This window comes from Serratia sp. TSA_130.1, assembly GCF_052691795.1.
Genome location: NZ_JBQZFS010000003.1, coordinates 487,583 through 510,366, shown reverse-complemented (window position 1 = coordinate 510,366; position 22,784 = coordinate 487,583). Strand labels below are relative to the sequence as shown.

The 22,784-nt window shown below is 58.5% G+C and carries 21 protein-coding genes and 5 tRNA genes; 5 read left to right on the top strand and 21 right to left on the bottom strand.

Annotated features, from left to right (window positions below; all coding sequences use genetic code 11):
* Positions 1 to 193: 193 nt before the first annotated feature.
* A complete protein-coding gene (gene ffh / locus ACUTQY_RS15470) occupies positions 194 to 1,555 on the bottom strand; it encodes a signal recognition particle protein (protein WP_004932504.1) in 1,362 nt (453 codons plus the stop codon).
* Between the two features lie 169 nt (positions 1,556 to 1,724).
* Between ffh and ACUTQY_RS15465 the strand changes: the two genes are divergently transcribed.
* Together ACUTQY_RS15465 and ACUTQY_RS15460 are read left to right on the top strand one after the other, a co-directional pair.
* Positions 1,725 to 2,516 carry a cytochrome C assembly family protein gene (locus ACUTQY_RS15465; RefSeq protein ID WP_004932506.1) on the top strand — a complete coding sequence of 264 codons (792 nt, stop codon included), beginning with the start codon at positions 1,725 to 1,727 and terminating at the stop codon, positions 2,514 to 2,516.
* A 42-nt stretch (positions 2,517 to 2,558) separates the two neighbouring features.
* The gene (locus tag ACUTQY_RS15460) at positions 2,559 to 3,848 is read left to right on the top strand and encodes an HlyC/CorC family transporter (RefSeq protein ID WP_016929024.1); all 1,290 of its coding nucleotides are present in this window, start codon (positions 2,559 to 2,561) and stop codon (positions 3,846 to 3,848) included.
* Positions 3,849 to 3,913: 65 nt separating this feature from the next.
* On the opposite strand, the gene luxS is transcribed toward ACUTQY_RS15460, so the two are convergent.
* The 11 genes from luxS to alaS form a co-directional block, all read right to left on the bottom strand.
* Entirely contained in the window at positions 3,914 to 4,429 is a 516-nt protein-coding gene (gene luxS, locus ACUTQY_RS15455; RefSeq protein WP_033641910.1) for an S-ribosylhomocysteine lyase, read from the bottom strand.
* Positions 4,430 to 4,595: 166 nt separating this feature from the next.
* Complete coding sequence (gene gshA / locus ACUTQY_RS15450; protein WP_046688257.1) at positions 4,596 to 6,158, bottom strand: glutamate--cysteine ligase; 1,563 nt, start codon at positions 6,156 to 6,158, stop codon at positions 4,596 to 4,598.
* 82 nt (positions 6,159 to 6,240) lie between these two features.
* Positions 6,241 to 6,669: a YqaA family protein gene (locus ACUTQY_RS15445; protein ID WP_004932520.1), complete on the bottom strand. Its 429-nt coding sequence runs from the start codon at positions 6,667 to 6,669 to the stop codon at positions 6,241 to 6,243.
* Positions 6,666 to 7,232 carry a fructose-1-phosphate/6-phosphogluconate phosphatase gene (yqaB, locus tag ACUTQY_RS15440; protein WP_033641908.1) on the bottom strand — a complete coding sequence of 189 codons (567 nt, stop codon included), beginning with the start codon at positions 7,230 to 7,232 and terminating at the stop codon, positions 6,666 to 6,668. The genes ACUTQY_RS15445 and yqaB overlap by 4 nt, the downstream gene beginning before the upstream one ends.
* A 315-nt stretch (positions 7,233 to 7,547) precedes the next feature.
* A tRNA-Arg gene (locus ACUTQY_RS15435) sits at positions 7,548 to 7,624 on the bottom strand.
* Positions 7,625 to 7,699: 75 nt separating this feature from the next.
* Positions 7,700 to 7,776, bottom strand: a tRNA-Arg gene (locus tag ACUTQY_RS15430).
* Between the two features lie 190 nt (positions 7,777 to 7,966).
* Positions 7,967 to 8,043 (bottom strand) — tRNA-Arg (locus ACUTQY_RS15425).
* 61 nt (positions 8,044 to 8,104) lie between these two features.
* Positions 8,105 to 8,181 (bottom strand) — tRNA-Arg (locus ACUTQY_RS15420).
* Between the two features lie 3 nt (positions 8,182 to 8,184).
* A tRNA-Ser gene (locus ACUTQY_RS15415) sits at positions 8,185 to 8,277 on the bottom strand.
* A 310-nt stretch (positions 8,278 to 8,587) separates the two neighbouring features.
* Positions 8,588 to 8,773: a carbon storage regulator CsrA gene (gene csrA, locus ACUTQY_RS15410; RefSeq protein ID WP_004091602.1), complete on the bottom strand. Its 186-nt coding sequence runs from the start codon at positions 8,771 to 8,773 to the stop codon at positions 8,588 to 8,590.
* A gap of 252 nt (positions 8,774 to 9,025) precedes the next feature.
* On the bottom strand, positions 9,026 to 11,653 hold the full coding sequence (alaS, locus tag ACUTQY_RS15405; protein ID WP_033641907.1) for an alanine--tRNA ligase: 2,628 nt from the start codon (positions 11,651 to 11,653) through the stop codon (positions 9,026 to 9,028).
* Here alaS and ACUTQY_RS15400 point away from each other — a divergent pair.
* Entirely contained in the window at positions 11,603 to 11,746 is a 144-nt protein-coding gene (locus ACUTQY_RS15400) for a hypothetical protein (RefSeq protein WP_162180460.1), read from the top strand. The two genes, alaS and ACUTQY_RS15400, sit on opposite strands and share 51 nt — an antisense overlap.
* Positions 11,747 to 11,786: 40 nt before the next feature.
* Here ACUTQY_RS15400 and recX read toward each other — a convergent pair whose 3' ends face one another.
* From recX to pncC, 3 genes are all read right to left on the bottom strand, one after another.
* Positions 11,787 to 12,302, bottom strand: coding sequence for a recombination regulator RecX (recX, locus tag ACUTQY_RS15395; RefSeq protein WP_033641906.1), 516 nt, complete (start codon positions 12,300 to 12,302; stop codon positions 11,787 to 11,789).
* 60 nt (positions 12,303 to 12,362) lie between these two features.
* Positions 12,363 to 13,427, bottom strand: a complete 1,065-nt coding sequence (recA, locus tag ACUTQY_RS15390; RefSeq protein WP_004932541.1) for a recombinase RecA — start codon at positions 13,425 to 13,427, stop codon at positions 12,363 to 12,365.
* Between the two features lie 111 nt (positions 13,428 to 13,538).
* A complete protein-coding gene (gene pncC, locus ACUTQY_RS15385; RefSeq protein ID WP_033641905.1) occupies positions 13,539 to 14,027 on the bottom strand; it encodes a nicotinamide-nucleotide amidase in 489 nt (162 codons plus the stop codon).
* A gap of 243 nt (positions 14,028 to 14,270) precedes the next feature.
* On the opposite strand from pncC, the gene ACUTQY_RS15380 reads away from it, so the two are divergent.
* Positions 14,271 to 15,650 (top strand): MFS transporter, encoded by a 1,380-nt coding sequence (locus tag ACUTQY_RS15380; RefSeq protein ID WP_033641904.1) that lies wholly within the window; start codon positions 14,271 to 14,273, stop codon positions 15,648 to 15,650.
* A gap of 9 nt (positions 15,651 to 15,659) precedes the next feature.
* Here ACUTQY_RS15380 and chbG read toward each other — a convergent pair whose 3' ends face one another.
* From chbG to ACUTQY_RS15350, 6 genes are all read right to left on the bottom strand, one after another.
* Positions 15,660 to 16,421 carry a chitin disaccharide deacetylase gene (gene chbG, locus ACUTQY_RS15375; RefSeq protein WP_046688256.1) on the bottom strand — a complete coding sequence of 254 codons (762 nt, stop codon included), beginning with the start codon at positions 16,419 to 16,421 and terminating at the stop codon, positions 15,660 to 15,662.
* A 148-nt stretch (positions 16,422 to 16,569) separates the two neighbouring features.
* Positions 16,570 to 17,418, bottom strand: a complete 849-nt coding sequence (gene chbR, locus ACUTQY_RS15370; RefSeq protein WP_004932550.1) for a transcriptional regulator ChbR — start codon at positions 17,416 to 17,418, stop codon at positions 16,570 to 16,572.
* A 15-nt stretch (positions 17,419 to 17,433) separates the two neighbouring features.
* The gene (locus ACUTQY_RS15365) at positions 17,434 to 18,819 is read right to left on the bottom strand and encodes a glycoside hydrolase family 1 protein (protein ID WP_033641901.1); all 1,386 of its coding nucleotides are present in this window, start codon (positions 18,817 to 18,819) and stop codon (positions 17,434 to 17,436) included.
* A gap of 43 nt (positions 18,820 to 18,862) precedes the next feature.
* Positions 18,863 to 20,224 (bottom strand): PTS N,N'-diacetylchitobiose transporter subunit IIC, encoded by a 1,362-nt coding sequence (gene chbC / locus ACUTQY_RS15360; RefSeq protein WP_033641899.1) that lies wholly within the window; start codon positions 20,222 to 20,224, stop codon positions 18,863 to 18,865.
* 12 nt (positions 20,225 to 20,236) lie between these two features.
* On the bottom strand, positions 20,237 to 20,554 hold the full coding sequence (locus ACUTQY_RS15355) for a PTS sugar transporter subunit IIB (protein ID WP_004932561.1): 318 nt from the start codon (positions 20,552 to 20,554) through the stop codon (positions 20,237 to 20,239).
* A gap of 417 nt (positions 20,555 to 20,971) precedes the next feature.
* A complete protein-coding gene (locus ACUTQY_RS15350; RefSeq protein ID WP_042783708.1) occupies positions 20,972 to 21,865 on the bottom strand; it encodes a LysR family transcriptional regulator in 894 nt (297 codons plus the stop codon).
* A 106-nt stretch (positions 21,866 to 21,971) separates the two neighbouring features.
* Between ACUTQY_RS15350 and ACUTQY_RS15345 the strand changes: the two genes are divergently transcribed.
* Positions 21,972 to 22,772: an SDR family NAD(P)-dependent oxidoreductase gene (locus ACUTQY_RS15345; protein WP_046688255.1), complete on the top strand. Its 801-nt coding sequence runs from the start codon at positions 21,972 to 21,974 to the stop codon at positions 22,770 to 22,772.
* The last annotated feature ends 12 nt before the right edge of the window (positions 22,773 to 22,784 follow it).

The following is a 22,784-nucleotide window of genomic DNA, read 5'->3' as shown; positions in this document are numbered from 1 at the left end:
AACAGCCGGGCCCCATTGAGGGACGGGGCCCGGTTGCAATATAAAAAGCCCGAAAATTTTACTCATTTTGGCGCAAAAAGCAATCTAAAGCGTCGATCGCAGGGGACAACTTTTGCAGCCTGTCAAATTTCGGGCGGTTTTCACCGCGAACGGCGAATGCTGAAAGCGCCCGCACTCGGCGTGCGGAGGCCCGTCAGCGGCCAGGGAAGCCCGGCGGCATCATACCTTTCATGCCGCGCATCATCTTCGCCATACCGCCTTTCTTCATCTTCTTCATCATACGCTGCATTTCGTCGAACTGCTTCAGCAAGCGGTTGACGTCCTGCACCTGCATGCCGGCCCCCATCGCGATGCGGCGCTTGCGCGAGCCCTTGATGATTTCCGGTTTGGCACGCTCTTTCAGCGTCATCGAGTTGATGATCGCCTCCATGCGCACCAACACTTTGTCGTCCATCTGCGACTTGACGTTATCCGGCAGCTGGCCCGCGCCCGGCAGCTTGCTCAGCATATTGGCCATGCCGCCCATGTTGCGCATCTGCTTGAGCTGCTCCAGGAAGTCGGTCAGATCGAAACCGTCGCCCTTCTTCAGCTTGTTGGCCAGTTTCTCCGCCTGCTCGCGGTCGACCTTGCTTTCGATATCTTCGATCAGCGACAGCACGTCGCCCATGCCCAGGATGCGTGACGCCACGCGATCCGGATAGAACGGCTCCAGCGCTTCGGTCTTCTCGCCGACGCCGAGGAACTTGATCGGCTTGCCGGTGATGTGGCGGATGGACAACGCCGCACCGCCGCGCGCATCGCCGTCGACCTTGGTCAGCACCACGCCGGTCAGCGGCAGCGCTTCGTTAAACGCCTTGGCGGTATTGGCGGCGTCCTGGCCGGTCATGGCGTCGACCACGAACAGGGTTTCCACCGGCTTGATGGCCGCGTGCACTTGTTTGATCTCGTCCATCATCGCTTCGTCAACGTGCAGACGGCCGGCGGTATCGACGATCAGTACGTCATAGAACTTCAGCTTGGCCTGCTGCAACGCGCGGTTGACGATGTCGATCGGTTTTTCTTTGACGTCGGACGGGAAGAAATCGATGCCGACACCTTCCGCCAGCGTTTCCAGCTGTTTGATCGCCGCCGGGCGATAAACGTCCGCGGAAACCACCAACACTTTCTTCTTCTGTTTTTCTTTCAGGAACTTGCCGAGCTTACCGACGCTGGTGGTTTTACCGGCGCCCTGCAGGCCCGCCATCAGCACCACGGCCGGCGGCTGAGCCGCCAGATTCAGCTCGGTGTTGACTTCGCCCATCGCGGCGATCAGCTCACCCTTGACGATCTTGACGAACTCCTGCCCCGGCGTCAGGCTCTTGTTGACTTCATGGCCAACCGCGCTCTCTTTTACGCGGTTGATGAAGTCGCGCACCACCGGCAGCGCAACGTCCGCTTCCAGCAATGCCATACGCACTTCACGCAGGGTTTCCTTGATATTTTCTTCGGTCAGCCGCCCGCGGCCGCTGATATTGCGCAACGTGCGCGACAATCGATCGGTTAAATTTTCAAACATCGTCTCATGCTCAACGTGTAATGACAGGCCGCTCCGGCGACACAATTGCGCCGATGATAACACGAAGCGAGCAGGATCTCTGCCTCAGCGTTGGAGATAGGTTGGAGTGAAACGCGCGCAACGTTATACTGACACTCCAATTAACCACGCCGAAGCAAAATTAAACGCTATGCCAGTTTTCTCCATTGTGGCTTTGATGGCCTACCTGCTCAGCCTTGGACTGATCATTCCCAGTTTGTTGCGGAAGAACAGCGCATACCGTCGGCTTGCCCTCGTCTCGGCGGTGGTGGCGCTGATTTGCCACGCCATCGCGCTGCAGCAGCGCATCTTTGACGTCAGCGCCGGGCAGAATCTCAGCCTGCTGAACATTGGTTCCATCGTCAGCCTGATCATCTGCTCGGTGATGACCTTCGTCGCTTCGCGCGATCGCGGCTGGTTCCTGCTGCCAATCGTCTACAGCTTTGCGATGATCAACCTGGCCTTCGCCAGCTTTATGCCCGGCGAGTTCATCACTCACCTGGAGGCCAGCCCGGAACTGATGGTGCATATCGGCCTGGCGCTGTTCTCTTACGCCACCCTGATCATCGCCGCGCTCTATGCCTTGCAGCTCGCCTGGCTCGACTACCTGTTGAAAAACAAGAAGCTGACCTTCAGCGCCGACATGCCGCCGCTGATGAGCATTGAGCGCAAGATGTTCCATATCACCCAGATCGGCGTGGTGCTGCTGACGCTCACCCTGTGCACCGGCCTGCTGTACATGGATAATCTGTTCAGCAAAGAGAACGTGCATAAAGCCGTGCTGTCGATCATGGCCTGGTTCGTGTATATCGTGCTGTTGTGGGGCCACTACCATGAGGGCTGGCGCGGCCGCCGCGTCGTCTGGTTCAGCTTCGCCGGCGCCTTCCTGCTGACGCTCGCCTACTTCGGCAGCCGTCTGATTCAGCAGGTGATGGTGCGCTAGGCCAGCCTGGCTCAATTCTCCCTCTCTATAAGGAATACTGCATTGGAGCATGTGTCGACGGGGACCCTCATCATTATCCTGGTGATCATGATCGTGGTCTCCGCTTACTTCTCCGCCTCCGAAACCGGCATGATGACGCTCAACCGTTATCGCCTGCGTCACCTGTCCAAACAGGGCAACCGCTCGGCGCGTCGGGTCGAGAAGCTGCTGCAAAAACCGGATCGGCTGATCGGCCTGGTGCTGATCGGCAACAACCTGGTCAACATCCTCGCTTCGGCGCTGGCGACCATCGTCGGCATGCGGCTGTATGGCGATCTCGGCGTGGCGATTGCGACCGGCATACTGACTTTCGCCGTGCTGCTGTTCGCCGAAGTGCTGCCGAAGACCTTCGCCGCACTCTATCCGGAACGCATCGCCTTCCCCAGCAGCGTCCTGCTGGCCCCGTTGCAAAAGGTGATGTTCCCGCTGGTCTGGCTGCTCAACGGCATCACCAGCCTGACCTTGCGCCTGTTCGGCATTCGCACCAACGTGCGCATCAGCGACGCCGTCAGCAAGGATGAGCTGCGTACCATCGTGCGCGAATCCCAGTCGCAGATCTCCCGCCGCAATCAGGACATGCTGATCTCGGTGCTGGATCTGGAAAAGGTGACGGTCAACGACATCATGGTGCCGCGCACCGAGATCGTCGGCATCGACGTCAACGACGACTGGAAGTCGATCATGCGCCAGCTGACCCACTCGCCGCACGGCCGCATCGTGCTGTATCGCAGCTCGCTGGACGATGCGATCGGCATGCTGCGCGTGCGCGAAGCCTACCGCCTGATGACCGAGAAAAAAGAGTTCAACAAAGAGAACCTGCTGCGCGCCGCCGATGAGATCTATTTCGTTCCGGAAGGCACGCCGCTCAACGTGCAGCTGGTGAAATTCCAGCGCAACAAAGAGAAGGTCGGCATCGTGGTCGACGAGTACGGCGACATTCAGGGCCTGGTCACGGTGGAAGACATCCTCGAGGAGATCGTGGGCGATTTCACCACCTCGATGTCACCCACGCTGGCGGAAGAAGTCACGCCGCAGAGCGACGGTTCGGTCTTGATCGACGGCACCGCCAACGTGCGCGAGCTGAACAAGGCCTTCAACTGGACCTTGCCGGCCAACGAGGCTCGCACCGTCAACGGCATGCTGCTGGAAGAGCTGGAAGAGATCCCCGAAATCGGCACCCGGGTGCGCATCGGTCATTACGATATCGACATCCTCGACGTGCAGGGCAACATGATTAAACAGGTGCGGGTCACGCCGATCACCTCGCTGCAGTCCAGCGTCGGCCATCATTAGTCCTCGGCCAGAACGTAAAAAAGACGCGAAATCGCGTCTTTTTTTATTTTGCGGGCCACGCACGACTAGATATGCAGTTCCTGCAGCTTCTCTTTCGGCAGCGCCAGCTCGTCGTTGTGGTTCACCACCACGCCGTGATCCAGAATGTGCTTGGCGATTTCCTGCGCTTCTTCCAGCGAGTGCATATGGTAGGTGCCGCACTGGTACTCGTTAAGCTCAGGGATCTTGCGCTGGTCGGTCACTTTCAGCACGTCGGCCATCGCCGCTTTCCAGGCATCGGCAACGCGCTGCTCTTCCGGCACGCCGATCAGGCTCATGTAGAAACCGGTGCGACAGCCCATCGGGGAGATGTCGATAATTTCCACGCCCTGGCCGTTCAGGTGGTCACGCATAAAGCCGGCGAACAGGTGCTCCAGCGTGTGAATGCCGCGCTCGGGCATCACTTCCAGGTTCGGGCGGCAAAAGCGCAGATCAAACACCGTGATGGTATCGCCATGAGGCGTTTTCATGGTTTTTGCAACGCGGACAGCCGGAGCTGCCATACGGGTATGATCGACGGTAAAGCTATCCAGCAATGGCATTTCGCTACCTCCTCGTAAAAGAGCATTTATTTCGAAACTTTTTTTCCTAACCGGGAAACCTTTTCCAACCCTGCGAGTCTGAGTATGTGAAAGACGCGCATTTGTTATCATCATCCCTGTCATCAGAGATGCATATTTGGCCACATTGATGTGGCCTTTTTCTTTTTCAGCTTCCGCCGTTTTGCTTCAGGAACGCTTCAAAGCTTAGCGTATCATTGGCTTCTATGTCGCGTTGACGCTGCCACGAGGCTTCTCGCTCTTTATCCAGCTCGGCTTCGTTCAGGATTTCCAACGGTTCTTCCAGCAATGTCTGGCGATACTGCTCCGCCAGCTGCAAACCGACGCGCCCGGTGCCTTCCGCCTTCATGGCCTTGAGAATGCGCGCGGAGAAGGTCAGCTCAGGATCGTCAAACGCGGCGACCAGCTCATCGCACACCTGCTGGTATTGACGATCGCCGGCTTCGCCGTCCAGCACTTCCGCCACCCGACGCAGATCGGCGAACAGCGCCTTGCCGACTTTCTCCAGCGGCTCATGGCTGGCGCCACAGCCGATACCGATGGTCTGGCCCGGCTTGCGCCCTTCGAGGATCACCCGGTTCCAGTTCTTGCGCGTGCACAGCAGCTCATCGCTGCTCATCTCCGGCGCATCCGCCAGCGCGCACCACACCAGGAACAGATCCAGGAAACGCGCCTGCACCGCATCCACGCCGATCGGCGAGAATGGGTTGATGTCCAGCGAACGCACTTCAATGTATTCGATACCGCCGCGCAGCAGCGCGTCCGACGGCGTCTCGCCGCTTTGGGTCACGCGCTTTGGCCGGATCGGCGCATACAGCTCGTTCTCGATTTGCAGAACGTTGCTGTTCAGCTGCAGGTAGCGATCGCCCTCTTTCACGCCCAGCTTGGCGAACTCTTCGGAAGGCGTGGCGATCGCCCGCTTCAAACCGGCCACATAGGTGTGCAGATCGTTGAAGGTGATGCCCAGATTACTCTGCGATTTATTGGTATAACCCAAGTCGCTCAGGCGCAGCGAAGTGGCGTACGGCAGGTAGCACATCCCCTGCTCGGTGCGCTCGAACGGCAGATTGGTCTCGCGCCCTTTGAGGAACGAAGAACAAATGGCCGGCGATGCGCCGAACAGATACGGGATCACCCAGCCGAAACGGTAATAGTTGCGGATCAGGCGGAAATAACCGGCCGAGATCTGCTCTTTACCGCTTTCTGCGTCCTGCACGCCGGCCCAGGCCTGCCAAAATTCCAGCGGCAGCGAGAAGTTGTAGTGCACGCCGGAAATGGTCTGCATCAGCGCGCCATAGCGATTCTTCAGCCCTTCACGGTACAGCGTCTTCATGCGGCCGATGTTCGACGAACCGAACTGCGCCAGCTCGATGTCCTGCTCGGCTTCGATAAAGCACGGCATGCTGAGCGGCCACATGCGCTCATCGCCAATGTTGCGCGCCACGTAGCGATGAATATCGCGCAGGAACGTCAGCAAGTGATCGATATTGTCATCAACCGGCGTAATGAACTCTAACAGCGCCTCGGCGAAATCCGTGGTGATCCAGTGGTGCGTCAATGCCGCCCCCAGCTTTTCCGGATGCCCGGTGGTCGCCAAGGTGCCGTTCGGCGTGACTCGCAGCGTTTCACGCTCGATGCCGCGACGAATGCCTTTTAATGCCTGGGGATGGGCTTCCAACCAAGAAAGCGCCTGTGATACGTCCGGGATCAAATTGACCTCCCGCTTCTAAAAACAATAACTCGTAAGCATACTGAATCCGCATCCGAGAGAATATTGAGTTATATTCACTTGGTTACTGCCACCAGGCGATGCCCTGTACCGTTATCATAGCCAAAACGATGTAACGCAGCGCCTTTCCGATACACAGAAACAGCGCGACAGAGCCCCAGGGCATGCGCAGCCAACCTGCCAACACGCACAACAAATCGCCCACCACCGGCACCCAGCTGAGCAACAGCGCAGCCGGGCCAAAGCGTTGCAGCCACCCGAGCGCCGTTGCCAGCCCCCGCTGTGGTTTCAACGCCGGTAACAGGCGCCCGATAATGACATTGGTCAACCCGCCAAGAGTGTTGCCCAGGGTCGCGGCCAGCACCAGCAACTCCGGCGAGACGCGACTCTGGGTCAGCAAGGCGACCAGAACGATTTCTGAATTTCCCGGCAGCAGCGTCGCACTGAGGAAGCTGCTGCCAAATAACGATATTACGGCTAGCGTACTACTCACAGCGTACGAACGTCTACCACAGCCATGCCGGCATTTTTCGCCGCCTGAATGCCAAACTCGGCGTCTTCAAACACCACGCATTTTTCCGGCGGCACGCCGATCAGTTCGGCACAGCGCAGGAAGGTATCCGGCTCCGGTTTATGGCGCTGTACATCGTCCGCACCGACGATCGCGTCGAAGCAGTTGAACAGGCCGAGATGACGCAGCAGCATTTCCGCCATGCGGTGCTCGCTGCCGGTGCCGACCGCCATCGGACGGCGGCCGTGATAGGACTTCACCACCTCGATCAATGGCAATGGACGCACGCTATCCAGCAGCATCGCTTCCACCGCGCGCGTTTTCTCCGCCGCCAAGTGATGGGGATCGAGATCGGCCTGATGGCTGGCGATAATCGCCTGAGCGATGCGCCAGGTCGGTGAACCGCTCAGCGCCACCATGGCCGCTTCATCAAACGTCATGCCATAACGGGACAGCACTTCGCGCCACGCTTTACGGTGCGTTGGCTCAGTGTCCAGAATCGTGCCGTCCATGTCGAAAATAAGACCCTGGTAGCGGTCGTACATCGTTACTCCATGATCGTTGAGGAAAGAAAACTACTTTAGCGTAAAGCCGTTGGGTTGTCGCTGACTGCGTCATAGCGGAATGTGCTGTGATCGATCGGATGCAAAGAAGGAAAGGGGTGAAGAGAGAATGGCTAAATGCTGAAAAGCGAAAAACCCGCCAAAGCGGGTTTCTCTTAGATGGTGCATCCGGGAGGATGATTCGGCGCCAACGCCTCACCCTGCGGGCCGTTGCTAAAGCAACGTTATCCTCCCCAAGGACACTTTCTTTTTACCACCCGCATGACGATTTCTCTTCGCGATACGGGAGGTTAAACATGGTGCATCCGGGAGGATTCGAACCTCCGACCGCTCGGTTCGTAGCCGAGTACTCTATCCAGCTGAGCTACGGATGCATGACTGTTTTTGCCGCTTGCCTGTTTCACGAATAACAGAAAAGCAAAAACCCGCTAAGGCGGGCTTCTCTTAGATGGTGCATCCGGGAGGATTCGAACCTCCGACCGCTCGGTTCGTAGCCGAGTACTCTATCCAGCTGAGCTACGGATGCATTACTATTTTTACCGCGTGCCGGCTTTGCTAATAAAGCCAGACTTGAAGAATGGTGCATCCGGGAGGATGATTCGGCGCTAGCGCCTTACCCTGCGGGCCGTTGCTTAAGCAACGTTATCCTCCCTGGTAACACTTTCTTTTCTTCCACCCGCTTGAAGATTGCTCTTCGCAACGAGTGAGATTAAGAATGGTGCATCCGGGAGGATTCGAACCTCCGACCGCTCGGTTCGTAGCCGAGTACTCTATCCAGCTGAGCTACGGATGCACAGGAATTCTTTTTTGATACCGTATGGTACGTTGTTACTACCCCACCATACTGCAAAATATGGTGCATCCGGGAGGATTCGAACCTCCGACCGCTCGGTTCGTAGCCGAGTACTCTATCCAGCTGAGCTACGGATGCAAATGGCGGTGAGGCGGGGATTCGAACCCCGGATGCAGCTTTTGACCGCATACTCCCTTAGCAGGGGAGCGCCTTCAGCCTCTCGGCCACCTCACCATACGCTTCTTTCGAATTGTGCCTAACTTGCTTTGGAGAAGCTCATCGGCACTGCGTGGCGCACATATTACTTTCTCCGACTTTTAAGTCAAACAATTTTTCCCAACTCATGCGCGTTTGCACAATTCGCACCCAACATGGGCGATTTCACGGCAAAAAGGGCGTTTTATCAACAGGCAACCGCAACGTCTGCAGCAATAAAGCAGGAAACTAACCGGGAAAATAATCACGAAAAAGAGAGGGGAGAACGAAAGAAGTGGGTAAAACGATGCAGTAGCGTCTCGTCTGGCAACGAGACGCTGCTTCGGAATCAGTAAGTCGTCTGCTGAGACTTCTCGGCCTGAATGCGCTGATAGATTTCTTCACGGTGAACTGAAACCTCTTTGGGGGCGTTCACACCAATACGCACCTGGTTGCCTTTTACCCCTAGCACAGTGACCGTAACCTCATCGCCAATCATGAGGGTTTCACCAACTCGACGAGTCAGAATTAACATTCTTTGCTCCTTGAAAGATTAAAAGAGTCGGGTCTCTCAGTTTCCCCGTCATTATCCATCATATGTGGTGAAAACGTAAGCCGCGCAATCCACAATAAGTGTAAGCAGACTTGGTCCCACCTCAGATAATGGTAAGTTTAGCCGACCAGAAAAACTTTGTTCCCGCAATTGTAACTAAATTGTGTTAGCACAGTATGAAAACGCCATAATCAACAAAGTATTATGGCGTTTGTCCGTGCTATTTATTTATGTTCACAGCTTTGAGGCCACCCAGGCTTCTACGCTGTTTAACGCCGCTGGCAGGGCGTTGATATCCGTCCCCCCCGCCATCGCCATATCAGGGCGACCACCGCCCTTGCCGCCGACCTGCTGCGCCACGTTGCCGATCAACTCGCCGGCTTTCACGCGGTCAGTCAGATCCTTGGTCACGCCTGCGACCAGGCTGACTTTGTCATCAGCCGTCGTCGCCAACACGATAATGGCCGAACCCAATTGATTTTTCAGGTCATCCACCATGGTGCGCAGCATTTTGGCTTCGACATTGTCCAACTGGCTGACCAACAGCTTCACGCCGTTAACCACTTTCGCCTGGCTGGACAGCGACGCGCTTTCCTGCGCCGCCTGCTGATCTTTCAGTTGCTGCAGTTCTTTTTCCAGCACGCGCGTGCGATCGAGCACCGAGCGCACTTTATCGGTCAGGTTGTTGCTGTCGCCCTTCACCAATTGAGCAACGTCTTGCAACAAATCGCTTTGCTGATGCAGCGTAGCGATAGCGCCAGCGCCGGTCACCGCTTCAATACGGCGGATGCCCGCCGCGGTGCCCGATTCGCTCAGAATGCGGAACAGGCCGATATCGCCGGTGCGGCTGGCGTGGGTGCCGCCGCACAGCTCGGTGGAGAAGTCGCCCATGGTCAGCACGCGCACGTTGTCGTCGTACTTCTCACCGAACAGCGCCATTGCGCCCTTCTCTTTCGCGTCTTCCAACGCCATCAGCTCGGTCTGCACCGGCAGGTTACGACGCACCTGCTGGTTAACCAGATCTTCCACCGCACGAATTTGTTCCGGCTTCATCGCTTCAAAATGCGAGAAGTCGAAGCGCAGGTATTTGTCGTTAACCAGAGAGCCTTTCTGCGCAACGTGCTCGCCCAACGTTTGGCGCAGCGCGGCGTGTAGCAGGTGGGTCGCGGAGTGGTTCAGACGGATGCTGTTGCGGCGCTCAGTGTCGATCTGCGCGTCCACGCGATCGTTCAGCTTCAGCGAACCTTGCGCCAGCTTGCCTTGATGGCCGATAGCCTGACCGTATTTCTGGGTGTCGTTGACCACAAACTCGGCGCCGGCGGCTTTCAGCACGCCTTTATCGCCGACCTGGCCGCCGGATTCACCGTAGAACGGCGTCTCGTCCAGCACCACCACCGCCTCTTCGCCGGCGTTGATCTGCTCGACCGGCTGGCCGTCACGGAACAGCGCGATCACCGTCGCCTGCTGCTCGTCATGATCATAGCCGCTGAACTGGCTGCTGCCGTCCACACGGATCAGGCTGTTGTAGTCGGCGCCGAAACCGCTGGATTCGCGCGCGCGGCGGCGCTGCGCTTCCATCGCTTCTTCAAAGCCCGCTTCGTCGACTTTCAGACCGCGCTCGCGGCAGACGTCTGCGGTCAGATCCACCGGGAAGCCGTAGGTGTCGTACAGACGAAAAGCGGTCTCGCCGTCCAGGGTATCGCCCTGCAGCTTGGCCAGCTCTTCGTCCAACAGCGCCAGGCCACGCTCCAGCGTGCGGGCAAACTGTTCTTCTTCGGTTTTCAGCACCTGCTCCACCAGCGATTGCTGGCGTTTCAGCTCGTCGGCCGCCGGGCCCATCACTTCGATCAGCGGCGCCACCAGCTTGTAGAAGAAGGTGTCTTTCGCGCCCAGCATGTTGCCATGACGGATCGCGCGACGAATGATGCGGCGCAGCACGTAGCCGCGGTTTTCGTTAGACGGGATCACACCGTCCGACACCAGGAAGGCGCAGGAACGAATGTGGTCGGCGATAACGCGCAGGGATTTGTTATCCAGATCGGTCGCGCCGGTCACTTTCGCCACGGCGGCGATCAGGGTGCGGAACAGATCGATCTCATAGTTGGAGTTCACATGCTGCAACACCGCCGCGATACGCTCCAGACCCATACCGGTATCCACCGAAGGCTTCGGCAGCGGCAGCATGGTGCCGTCGGACTGACGGTTGAACTGCATGAAAACGATGTTCCAGATCTCGATGTAGCGGTCGCCGTCTTCTTCCGGGCTGCCCGGAGGGCCGCCCCAGATGTGATCGCCGTGATCGTAGAAAATCTCGGTGCACGGGCCGCATGGGCCGGTATCACCCATCTGCCAGAAGTTATCTGAAGCGAAAGGCGCGCCCTTGTTATCGCCGATGCGGATAATGCGCTCGGCCGGTACGCCGATTTGCTTCTGCCAGATGTCGAATGCTTCGTCATCGGTTTCATACACGGTGACCCACAGTCTCTCTTTCGGCAGGTTGAACCAGTTTTCACCGGTCAGCAGTTCCCACGCGTAGCTGATAGCATCGTGCTTGAAGTAATCGCCGAAGCTGAAGTTGCCCAGCATTTCAAAGAAGGTGTGGTGACGAGCGGTATAACCGACGTTTTCCAGGTCGTTATGCTTGCCGCCTGCGCGCACGCAGCGCTGCGAGGTGGTGGCGCGGGAATAGGCGCGTTTGTCGAGCCCCAGGAAAACATCCTTAAATTGGTTCATGCCGGCATTGGTAAACAGCAATGTCGGATCATTGTTAGGCACCAGGGAGCTGCTTGCTACAACCTGATGACCCTTACTATGAAAGAAATCGAGAAACGCTTGACGGATCTCAGCGGTGCTCTTGCTCATAATTTTCCTGGAAAGGCTAGAATAACGACACGTGAGCCGGTGGCGCGTCATCCCGACGATGACAACCAGCTCACGAACAAAAAGTGGGGATAAGATAAATTTTCTTCAGAGGGAAGTAAAACCCCGTGTGCGCTCATTGCGCAAAATCACGGTAAATTGACTGAATTTCTTCTTGGAAGAAGCCGCGATAGAGCAGATAACGCTGCACTTTGGCTTTCTCTTTCCAGTCGGTTGGCAACGCATCGCCAAATTTTCGCTGCGCCACCTGTTTCGCCTGTTCGCACCAGTCGATATCGCATTCCGCCAACGCGTCCTGCACCAGCGCTTTATCCACGCCTTTTTGCATCAGTTCGCTGCGGATGCGCTGCGCGCCATAACCTTTGCGGCTGCGGCTGCCGATGTAGCTGTGGGCGAAACGCTTATCGTCCAGCCAGTTGTGCTGGTAACAGTAGACGATAACCTGATCGATCAGCGCGGGATCTACCGGCTCTTCGGCTACCGGCGGCGACGATGTCGGCGCATGCGGCCCCTTGCCGCCAAACCGGGCTTTCGCCACAAACGGCTGCGCCGCAAGTTTGCGGCGCAGTTCAGCTTCACTATGATCGCGTTGCGACAGCAGGCGCATGGCGCGGCTTAGCAAGTCATTCATCATTCAAGCCTGAATTCAGGGGATGTGCACCACATAAACGGCGGCGCACATCTTCAGCGATTAAAACTGCTCGCTGGTTTCCGCTTCGTCATCTTCGAAGTCGTCACCGGAGGCAGCCACCAGCTCACCGCCGCTGTGCAGCAGCAGGTCGCGCAGTTTCTTATCCAGCTCGGCGGCGATAGCCGGGTTTTCTTTCAGGAAGTTACAGGCGTTCGCCTTGCCCTGACCGATCTTCTCGCCGTTATAGCTGTACCAGGCGCCGGCTTTTTCGATCATCTTGTGCTTCACGCCCAGATCGACCAGCTCGCCACGGCTGTTGATGCCTTCGCCGTACATGATTTGGAACTCAGCCTGTTTGAACGGCGCAGCGATTTTGTTTTTCACCACTTTCACGCGGGTTTCGCTGCCCACCACTTCGTCGCCCTCTTTGATGGCGCCGATACGACGGATATCCAGACGCACCGAAGCATAGAACTTCAGAGCGTTACCACCGGTAGTGGTTTCCGGGTTGCCGAACATCACACCAATTTTCATACGGATCTGGTTGATGAAGATCAGCAGGGTATTGGCATTTTTCAGGTTGCCGGCCAGCTTACGCATCGCCTGGCTCATCATGCGCGCCGCCAACCCCATGTGCGAATCGCCGATTTCACCTTCGATTTCCGCCTTCGGCGTCAACGCCGCCACGGAATCGACGATGATGACGTCAACCGCGCCGGAACGGGTCAGCGCATCACAGATTTCCAGAGCCTGCTCGCCGGTGTCCGGCTGGGAGCACAGCAGGTTGTCGATATCGACGCCCAGCTTCTTCGCATAGATAGGATCCAGCGCGTGCTCGGCATCGATGAACGCACAGGTTTTGCCTTCGCGCTGCGCGGCGGCGATCACCTGCAGCGTCAGGGTGGTTTTACCGGACGATTCCGGGCCGTAGATTTCGACGATGCGGCCCATCGGCAGGCCGCCGGCGCCCAGAGCGATATCGAGTGACAGTGAGCCGGTGGAGATGGTTTCCACGTCCATGGAGCGGTCTTCACCCAGGCGCATGATGGAGCCTTTGCCGAACTGTTTCTCAATCTGGCCCAGTGCCGCAGCTAACGCCTTTTGCTTGTTCTCATCAATAGCCATTTTTGCTCCTTCGTTTCGCAATGCCGGTGTTACCCCACACTGCCACTGAATGTATGTTGTGCAGGAAATGTCACTAATTATACTGTATGGTCATACAGTATCAAGCCTAATTTACAAAAATTCGTCGATGGCGGTTTGCAGCGCGAAAATCGTCGCCTGCAGCCGTACCGCATCGCGGTCGCCCTCGAATTGCATCTTGCGCGACAGCCCCCGGCCATCGCTGCTGGCGAAGCCGAACCACACGGTGCCGACCGGCTTTTCCGCGCTGCCGCCGTCCGGGCCGGCGATGCCGCTCACCGACAGCGCCAGATCGGCCTGCGCCGCCCGCAGCGCCCCTATGGCCATCTCGCGCACCACCTCTTCGCTGACCGCGCCATGCGCCGCCAACGTCGCTTCACTCACTCCCAGCAGGTCATGCTTCGCCGCATTGCTGTAGGTCACGAATCCGCGATCGAAATAGGCGGAGCTGCCCGCGACATCGGTAATGGCCTTGGCGATGCCGCCGCCGGTGCAGGATTCCGCGCAGGTGATCCAGCGGCCCTGCGCCTTCAGTTTTTCCCCTGCCAGCACGCTGAGCCGGCGCAGTTGGTTTTGACTCATAACCCCTCCCTCGCGAATTCAGGTATATGCGCCCGATAGTAACATTTATCAAGGCGGCGCGGCGGCTGGCGCGCAGAAATGCGCAGCGCCTCGCAGGAGGTGCGGTTTTAAGCGCCCGGCCAAGCTGCTAGTATCAAAAGAAGCGCCCCATCGAGCGGCGGCGCACCAGCACAAGGAACATCACGGAGGCGGCATGCTGCGGCAGCGGCCTCAGGGCGCACCAGAAGAGATTAGGATGATAGAGTGAAAAAAACGTTGGGCGTATTTTTGCCGTTGTACACCACCACCCTGCTGCTGCTGTTGGGCTCAGGCCTGCTCACTACCTACGTCTCGCTGCGGCTGACCTCCATTCACGTCAGCAGCGCGCTGATCGGCGCCATCATCGCCGCCAACTACATCGGGCTGGTGATCGGCGGCAAGGTCGGCCACTTTCTCATCGCCCGCGTCGGGCATATCCGCGCCTACGTGGCCTGCGCCGGCATCATCACCGCCGCGGTGCTGGGCCACGGCCTGACGGAGTTCATTCCCGCCTGGGTCGCGCTGCGCCTGGTGATCGGCCTATGCATGATGTGTCAGTACATGGTGCTGGAGAGCTGGTTGAACGACCAGGCGGAATCCAACCAGCGCGGCATGGTGTTCGGCTTCTATATGGCGGCGACCTATCTCGGCATGTCGCTGGGCCAGATCGTGCTGATGCTGCAAAGCAATCTGGGCATCGCCACGCTGCTGGTGATCGCGCTGTGCTTCGCGCTCTGTCTGGTGCCGATCGCTCTGACTACCCGCACCAATGCGCGCCACATGTCGCCGGCGCCGATGGAACTGCGTTATTTTGTCGGCGCCATTCCCAAGGTGCTGGCCACCACGCTGGTGATCGGCATGGTCGTGGGCTCGTTTTACGGGCTGGCGCCGGTCTACGCCAGCCTGCAGTCCTTAACCACTCAGCAAACCGGCCTGTTCATGGCGCTCTCCATCTTCGCCGGGCTGGTGGCGCAATTCCCGCTCAGTTGGCTGTCGGATCGCTATAACCGCCCCTTGCTGATGCGCCTCAACGCCATTCTGCTGATCGTGGCGGCGCTGCCGCTGGCGCTGCTGCCGCACATCGATTTTCCGCTGCTGCTGGCGGTAGGATTCGTCGTCAGCATGCTGCAGTTTACGCTCTACCCGCTGGCGGTGGCGCTGGCCAACGATCTGATCGAGCCGGAGCGCCGCGTCTCGCTGGCCGCCTGTCTGCTGATGGCGTTCGGCGTCGGTGCCAGCATCGGGCCGTTGGCGGTCGGCGCGCTGATCGAGCCGCTTGGCGGCAATATTCTGTACGCCTTCTTCGCCCTGTGCGGCGTGCTGCTGGCAGCCCTGAGCCGGACGGCCAAAGCAGAGGAACCGCAGCTGGCGCAGGACGCGCCGGTGCCGCATATTGCGCTGCCGGACAGCCTCGCCAGCTCGCCGCTGTCACCGGCGCTCAATCCAACCTTCGATGAGCAGATCATTCACGACACCATGCCGCCGCCGGAAGCGGCGCCCGATGTCGAGGAGCCGCAGCCCGAAGAACAGGAAGCGGAACCCTCAGCTCAGGGGGCGGATCCGGAAGAAGACACCGGTCTGAAAAAGGCGCACGCCATGCTGTAAATGGCTGCGTTACAGATCCCGGAAAGAGCCCAGCAGAAAACCGCGTTCGGCGATCGCCGCTTTCAGCGTCGGCGCGGTCAACACATCCAGCTCGGCGAGGCGCGGATGGCAATATTGGCTCTGCAGGATCGTCGCGTCGAGGAAGGCCGGGTGGCACATCATTTCCAATGACTCGGCGCCCTGCTCGTCGGCGCGCGCCAACCGCTGCAAGAACAAGGCTTCGGAAATCATTTCACCGTAGAATCCCGCGTCAAACGCGTCGGTGCTGCAGGGAGTCTGCAACGCAATGTCGCGCCGTTTCGCCTCTTCGCGATCGATGCGCAGCGGCAGATCATGCGCCAGCGCGAACGCCTCCACCAGCGGATAAATCTGCGGCTGCATATGCACATGGTGGTGGCTGTCAATGTGCGTCGGCGGCCTGCCGAACAGCGTCACGAACCGCGCGAACTGGCGCTGCAGCTCTTCCTGAATCTCGTCCAACTGCAACTCGCCGGCCTCGGCGCGGCGCCACAGCCATTTGCCCAATTCGCCGCGCTCGTTGACCAGCGAAGGCATGGCGCCCAGCGGCCTGCCATGGGTCAAAACGAAGTGCAGCCCGATCGGCAATCCGGGATATTGTCGGCTGAGCGCTGCAGCATGCTCCGCGCCGCCGCCGTTCACCATTGCCGTGGTGGAGGAAACGACGCCATGCTGATACGCCTCGATAACGCCATAGTTCTGTCCTTTGCTCAGACCGAAATCGTCGGCATTCACGATCAGTAGTTTTTCCATAGTGGCTCCCGCGGGATGAATTTTTGGCAAGGGAGGGCCGACCGACCGGTGCGGCATTCCCCTTCGCTAAGATAAAAATCAAATGATTAACCGACCGGCGCCCTGAAGCTCATCGGCATATCGACGTTGATACTGATCGGGAGCGGCCCTAAAGAGGGCCGTAACACTTTTTTCGGTAGTTGCCCGGGGTCACGTCGGTGAGCCGCTTGAAGTTTTTAATGAACAGGCTGACATCGCCATAGCCGGAATCAAAGGCGATGTCGGAGACCGAATAGTTGGTGACCTCCAGCTGCGTCTTGGCGAAGTTGATGCGGATCTCATTGATCACCTGCATCGGCGTCTTCTGGTAGTAGCGCCGCATCGCCCGGGTCAGGTACTCCTGAGTTTTCCCCGACAGCGCCACCATGTTCGCCAACGCCCGCTCGCCGAACATCGCCTTGTCATGCATGCCGGCGAGGGTGTTCTTCAGCCACTGCGGGATATCATCGCCGCCGTCGGTGTCTTCTTTATAGTGACGAATACGGCTGATCACGTAGAAGGTCAGCGTTTCGAGAAATTCGGCGAAATCGTCCTCGCGAAACTGCGGCGAACTCACCACCGATTCGATATAGGCCAAAAACTCGCTTCTCAGGCTGTAGGCCTGCGAGGCGACAAAGCAGCGCGGCAGTTGCTGCAAATAGTGCTCTTCAAAGAACGCTTTGCTGACCGCCACGTTGAAGATTTTCGTCGCGCCGAACTCGTAAAAGCTCTGGTGGTAGGAGCCGATAGGGATAAAGACGAAATCCCCGCGTTCCAGCAGCACCCGCTTGCCGTTGATCTCCTGATAGCATTTGCCGCTCAGCACGATGGTGAATTCGTAATAGTCGTGCTGATGCAGCCCGGTGGCGCTTTCCACCTTGTTATAGATAAACAGGTGAAAGTCTTTGCAGTTAAAGAAATCCTGCTCGCGAATCAGCTTCACGTCGTTCGCACTCAGCGAAATTCGGTTATCGGACACGGCCCCGGCCTCCCGTTAGTCAAATCCGTTGCGTCTGGCCGCCTCGGCAAACCAGTAGCCGCTTTTTTTGATGGTGCGCCGCTGCTCCGCCCGATCCAGCCGCACCAGCCCATAACGATTCTTGTAGGCGTTCAGCCAGGACCAGCAGTCGATAAAGGTCCACAGATGATAGCCCTTGCACTGCGAGCCTTCCGCCAGCGCGCGGTGCAGCCACTTCAGGTGATCGCGAATAAACTCGATGCGGTAATCGTCCTCCACCCGCCCATCGGCGCCGATAAACGCCTCTTCGCCCTCAACGCCCATGCCGTTTTCGGAAATATAACAAGGCAGATTGCCGTAGTTCTCTTTTAGATCCATCAGAATGTCGTACAACCCCTTCTCATAGATCTCCCAGCCGCGATGCGGATTGATTTTGCGGCCCGGCATTGCATAGTAACTGAACAAGTCCTCCGGCAGCGCGATCGGCTCCCCGGCGCGGCGCCCCGCTTTCGCCTGCACCCTGCGCGGCTGGTAGTAGTTGACGCCGAGGATATCCACCACGCCGCCTTCGAGCAGTTGCGCGTCCTGCGGTTCGCAGTAAGGCATCAGCCCATGCTGCGCCAACAGATGCAGCAACGCCGCCGGATAACGCCCTTTGGCGACCGGGTCGAGAAAGCTGCGATTGAGCAGCAGATCGGCATCGTGTGCGGCCTGCAGATCCTCCGGCGCGTCGGAGCGCGGATAGGTTGGGCTCAGGTTCAAAATGATGCCGATGCTCCCCGGCTGCCCCCGCGCTCTGAAACGCTGCACCGCCATGGCGTGCGCCAGCACGCTGTGATACGCCACGGTGACCGCCCGTTTGAAGTCCACCACGCAAGGGTAGTGCAAGTCATTCAGGTAACCGGCCTCTACCGGCACGATCGGCTCGTTGAAGGTGAACCAGTGGGTAACCCGATCGCCAAACAGGCCGAAGCAGATGTCGGCGTAACGCGCATAGGCGTCGATCACCGCCCGGCTTTCCCAGCCGCCGCGCTGCTGCATGCACAGCGGCATATCGAAGTGGTAGAGATTGATAAACGGGGTGATGCCCTGCGCCAACAGCTCGTCGATCATCGCGTTGTAGAATGCCGCCGCCAGCGGGTTCACCTCGCCGTCCCCGTCCGGGATCAGCCGTGACCACGAGATCGAGGTTCTGAAGGTATTGTGGCCCAGCGTTTTGAGCAGCCCGATATCGGTGCGGAAATGGTCGTAAAAGGTCGAGGCCTCGGCCGGCCCCACCCGATCGTGAAAGCGCTCGGGCGCGATCTCGTACCAATAATCGAAGATATTGCGGCTCTTGCCGTCCCGCGCTGCCGCACCTTCAGACTGCGGCGCGGAGGTGGCGCTGCCCCACCAAAACCCGTCGGCAAATTGATATTCCATATTTGCGTCCCTCGCGGGGCGACCGCGCCGCCCCGTTCCACAGTTAGAATTTCAGCGCCTTGGCGATGTCTTCTTCGCTTTCCGTCGCCGCATCGATCTGGCTTTGCGCCTTGTTGGAAATCGCCACGAACGGCAGATAAATCACGGTGGCGACCGCCAGGTTGAACAAGCTCAGCAACAGGGCCATGATGCTGCCGTTGGTGTTGAAGAACGCTCCCAGGCCGACCGGCATGGTCCAGGGCGCGATGTTAGTGATCGGCGGGATCAGCCCGGAGTAGTAAGCCAGCGAGGTGATGAGGGTCAGCACCGGCTGCACCAGGATGAACGGAATAAACATCACCGGGTTCATGATCACCGGCAAACCGAACAGGATAGGTTCGTTGATCTGGAAAATGCCGGATGGCGTCGCCAGTTTGGCGACCTGGCGGTAATCTTCGCGGCGCGAGGCGATGAAGATGGCGATGATCAGGCCCAGCGTCGAACCGGTGCCGCCGAGGTAAATATAAGAGTCGACGAACGGTTTCGCCCACATGTGGAACTCTTTGCCGGCGGCCACCGCCGCCTCGACCGAACCGTATTTATTGTACAGCTCCACATTTTCCAGCGCGAAAGGCGTCATGATGCCGCTGTCCAGCGCCGCCAGCGCCATGGAACCGTGTACCCCAAAGAACCACAGCAGCGAAGAGAAAAGCACGTATACCCAGCCCACTACGCTGCCCATCTTGGCCAGCGGCGCCGAAATGCCGTCCATGATGATCTGGTGGAAGTTGGTGCCCCAGTGCGCCAGCGCGAACGCCACCAGCCCCATGATGGAGAGGATGATGAAGCCGGGGATCAGCGCCGAGAAGGAGCGCGACACCGAAGCCGGCACGCTGTCCGGCAGGCTGATCACCCAGTTGCGCCGCACGATGAAGGCAAACATCTCAGCCACCGCCAGCCCGATCACCATACCGGAAATGATGTTGGCGCCGCCCAGCCAATTGGCGCCCACCGCATAGGCCTCGCCGACGTTGAACGGCGTGACGGTCATGAAGGCCGCCACCGCCAGCAACGCCGAGGCCAGGGGATCGACCTTGCGCTCTTCGGCCAGCGCCATGCTGATAAAGAACGGCGTCATCAGGGACATGATCCCCAACGTACCGTTGTAAACGCTGCCGCCAATACTCTTCAGGCTATTGAGCGTCTCGATGGTGGAGGCGTCCAATCGCACGCCCAGCGAATAGAAGAACGATCCCTCGCCAAAGCTCAGGAACACGTTGTTGATCAACACGAACATCGCCCCGGTCAAGGTCAGCGGCATCAGGCGGATAAAGCCGTTTTTGATGGCGTTGACGTGGGGCTGCTTACCGATTTTTACGGCGAAAGGCAGGATAACCTTCTCGAGCGAGGCAATGAGGGTATTCACGGCGGCCTCCTGTTATTGGTTGGCTTTCTTGATGGCGGCCACCGCGGCCTTCAGCACGCCCAGCCCATCGACCTTGCCGTACAGCAGCGGATCGATGACTTCAACAGGTTTATTGGGCAACTGTTTCTGCACTTCCGGCAGGGTGTAGGCGATCTGCGGCCCCAGCAGGATCAGATCCGCTTCAACCCCCTTCTCCGCGGCCAGCGCTTCCGGATAGGCGGCGATGATCACCGGTACTTCATATTTTTCGGCCTGTGCCTTCATTTTTGATACCAACAGGGAAGTGGACATACCGGCAGAACAAAACAGATAGATTTTTTTCTTTTCCATACCAAGCACCTCAGATAATCAAAAAAACCCGGTGTTATTTGTATGCCAGATGCAATCACGATTGCTTCACGCACATTCCTTATGAAAATTTCCGTCACGTTGCCCTGGTTACAGACAGTATACGGAGCATGAAAAAAGGATCGGTAAGCCAGAAGGAGACAGAACCGTCTCTCATTGACCTGATGGATTGACCCTCTTCACATTTCGCACAAAAAAATAGTGTGACCGGGCTCTCAAATAACCGATAAAAACTCAGAATATTCGTAATAAATAATCAAATAACAATTATAAACAGCAAGTTATAAACTCGCTGAGAATTTAAGGGTTTATTTGCGTCTGAACAAACGGCGAGGGAATAAAAATAGTTCAAGCTTGATTCGCCTGCTGCCATCCGAACGCGATGGCAGGTGAAGAGGATTACGTGGGCAGACGCAGCAACTCAATCACCGTGGCCAGCGCCACGGAATGGTTTCTGCGGTTGGGGTAATAGAGGTAAAAACCGGGAAACGGCGCGCACCAATCGGCCAGCACCCGCCGCAGCCGCCCGCTCGCCAGATATTCTTCCACCTCCTGCTCGATGGCAAAAGCGATGCCGACGTTCGCCAGCGCCGCCTGCACCATCATCCTGCCGTCATCGAGTATCAACGGGCTGTTGACCGCCACGGAAAACCGCTGCTCCCCCTGCTGAAAGGCCCATTTGTAGCGCTCGCCTGAAGAAGCTTTGCGCCAACCGATGCAGCGATGCTGCAGTAAATCCTGCGGGTGCGTCGGTTCACCGTGCCGTTGAAAGTAATCCGGCGTGGCGACGATGGCAAAACGCAGATCCGGCGTCAGGCGCACCGCGCGCATATCGTTGTGCAGATCCTCGCCGAGCCGGATGCCAGCGTCAAAGCCTTGCTCGACGATGTTGGCGAACCCCTCGTCCGCCACCACTTCCAGCGTAATGCCGGGGTATTCGCTGGCCAGCCGTCCCAGATGCGGCACGATGGCGAGATCGATCGCCGAACGCGGCGCGTTGATACGTACCAGGCCGCGTGGACCTTCGCGAAACGCATTCAGGCTCTCCAGCGCGGCGTCGATGTCGGTAAAAGCCGGCACCAGCTGCGCCAGCAGATGCTCTCCGGCCTCTGTCGGCGAGACGTTGCGGGTGGTGCGGTTCAGCAGGCGAATGCCCACCTGCGCTTCAAGTTCGCGCAGGGTGTGGGTCAGCGTCGGCGGCGTCACGCCCAATCGGGCGGCGGCGCGGCGGAAGCTGCGTTCACTGGCGATAGCCACGAAGGCCGCCAGGCCGGACAGTTCGGGTTTCTTCATGCTATTGATATAAATTATCTAATAGTGAGATGAATTTTTAGCGGATAGTTATCCGTCATCTAACAACATAGCATTGCGATCGAACCCATTACCAGGTATCGATGCGATGATTAATGCTACAGCTCCAACCCATGAAACGCCGCGCCGTCTGGCGGGCAAAGTCGTACTGGTGAGCGGCGGCGGCACCGGCATCGGCCGCGCCGCCGCGCTGGCCTATGCCCGCGAAGGCGCCAACGTGGCGCTGGCCGGCCGGCGCGCGGCGGAAATCGAAGCCACGGCGCGCGATATCGCGCTGGCTGGCGGCGATGCCCTGCCCATCGTGACCGACGTCTCCCAGGAAGACGATATCCGCCGGCTGCTCGCCGCGGTGACCGCCCACTACGGCCGGCTCGACGTCGCTTTCAACAACGCCGGCATCATCGGCAACTTCGCCCCCATCACCGAACAGAGCAGCGAGGATTTTGACCGGGTGATCGCCATTAACCTCAGAGGCGTCTGGCTGGCGATGAAATACGAGATTGAAACCTTCCTGGCTCAGAGCTCGGGCGGCGTGATCATCAACACCTCCTCATGGCTGACCCACGGCGCGCTGGCCGGCTCATCCAGCTACTCCGCCAGCAAAGGGGCGCTCGATGCGATGATCCGCGCGGTGGCGCTCGAATACAGCGGCCAGGGCATCCGCGTCAACAACATCAACCCCGGCATCATCGACACGCCGATGGCGCGCGGCAGCGTGGCCGACAGCGCGGCGTTCGCGCCCTTTATCGCCCATACGCCCGCCGGCCGCCTGGGCGAATCGGAAGACATCGGCGATGTGGCGCTGTGGTTGGCGACGGACGAGGCCCGCTTCATCACCGGCCAAAGCCTGCTGGTGGACGGCGGTTACACCATCGCCGGCATGCGCTGAGGGGATGATGCC

What these genes read in the sequence shown, in the direction of transcription:
- ffh (WP_004932504.1), bottom strand. Translation starts at nt 1,555, where the DNA reads ATGTTTGAAAATTTAACCGATCGATTGTCGCGCACGTTGCGCAATATC.
- ACUTQY_RS15465 (WP_004932506.1), top strand. Translation starts at nt 1,725, where the DNA reads ATGCCAGTTTTCTCCATTGTGGCTTTGATGGCCTACCTGCTCAGCCTT.
- luxS (WP_033641910.1), bottom strand. Translation starts at nt 4,429, where the DNA reads ATGCCATTGCTGGATAGCTTTACCGTCGATCATACCCGTATGGCAGCT.
- yqaB (WP_033641908.1), bottom strand. Translation starts at nt 7,232, where the DNA reads ATGTACGACCGCTACCAGGGTCTTATTTTCGACATGGACGGCACGATT.
- csrA (WP_004091602.1), bottom strand. Translation starts at nt 8,773, where the DNA reads ATGTTAATTCTGACTCGTCGAGTTGGTGAAACCCTCATGATTGGCGAT.
- ACUTQY_RS15400 (WP_162180460.1), top strand. Translation starts at nt 11,603, where the DNA reads ATGAAAGAAATCGAGAAACGCTTGACGGATCTCAGCGGTGCTCTTGCT.
- alaS (WP_033641907.1), bottom strand. Translation starts at nt 11,653, where the DNA reads ATGAGCAAGAGCACCGCTGAGATCCGTCAAGCGTTTCTCGATTTCTTT.
- recX (WP_033641906.1), bottom strand. Translation starts at nt 12,302, where the DNA reads ATGAATGACTTGCTAAGCCGCGCCATGCGCCTGCTGTCGCAACGCGAT.
- recA (WP_004932541.1), bottom strand. Translation starts at nt 13,427, where the DNA reads ATGGCTATTGATGAGAACAAGCAAAAGGCGTTAGCTGCGGCACTGGGC.
- pncC (WP_033641905.1), bottom strand. Translation starts at nt 14,027, where the DNA reads ATGAGTCAAAACCAACTGCGCCGGCTCAGCGTGCTGGCAGGGGAAAAA.
- chbG (WP_046688256.1), bottom strand. Translation starts at nt 16,421, where the DNA reads ATGGAAAAACTACTGATCGTGAATGCCGACGATTTCGGTCTGAGCAAA.
- ACUTQY_RS15365 (WP_033641901.1), bottom strand. Translation starts at nt 18,819, where the DNA reads ATGGAATATCAATTTGCCGACGGGTTTTGGTGGGGCAGCGCCACCTCC.
- ACUTQY_RS15355 (WP_004932561.1), bottom strand. Translation starts at nt 20,554, where the DNA reads ATGGAAAAGAAAAAAATCTATCTGTTTTGTTCTGCCGGTATGTCCACT.
- ACUTQY_RS15350 (WP_042783708.1), bottom strand. Translation starts at nt 21,865, where the DNA reads ATGAAGAAACCCGAACTGTCCGGCCTGGCGGCCTTCGTGGCTATCGCC.
- ACUTQY_RS15345 (WP_046688255.1), top strand. Translation starts at nt 21,972, where the DNA reads ATGATTAATGCTACAGCTCCAACCCATGAAACGCCGCGCCGTCTGGCG.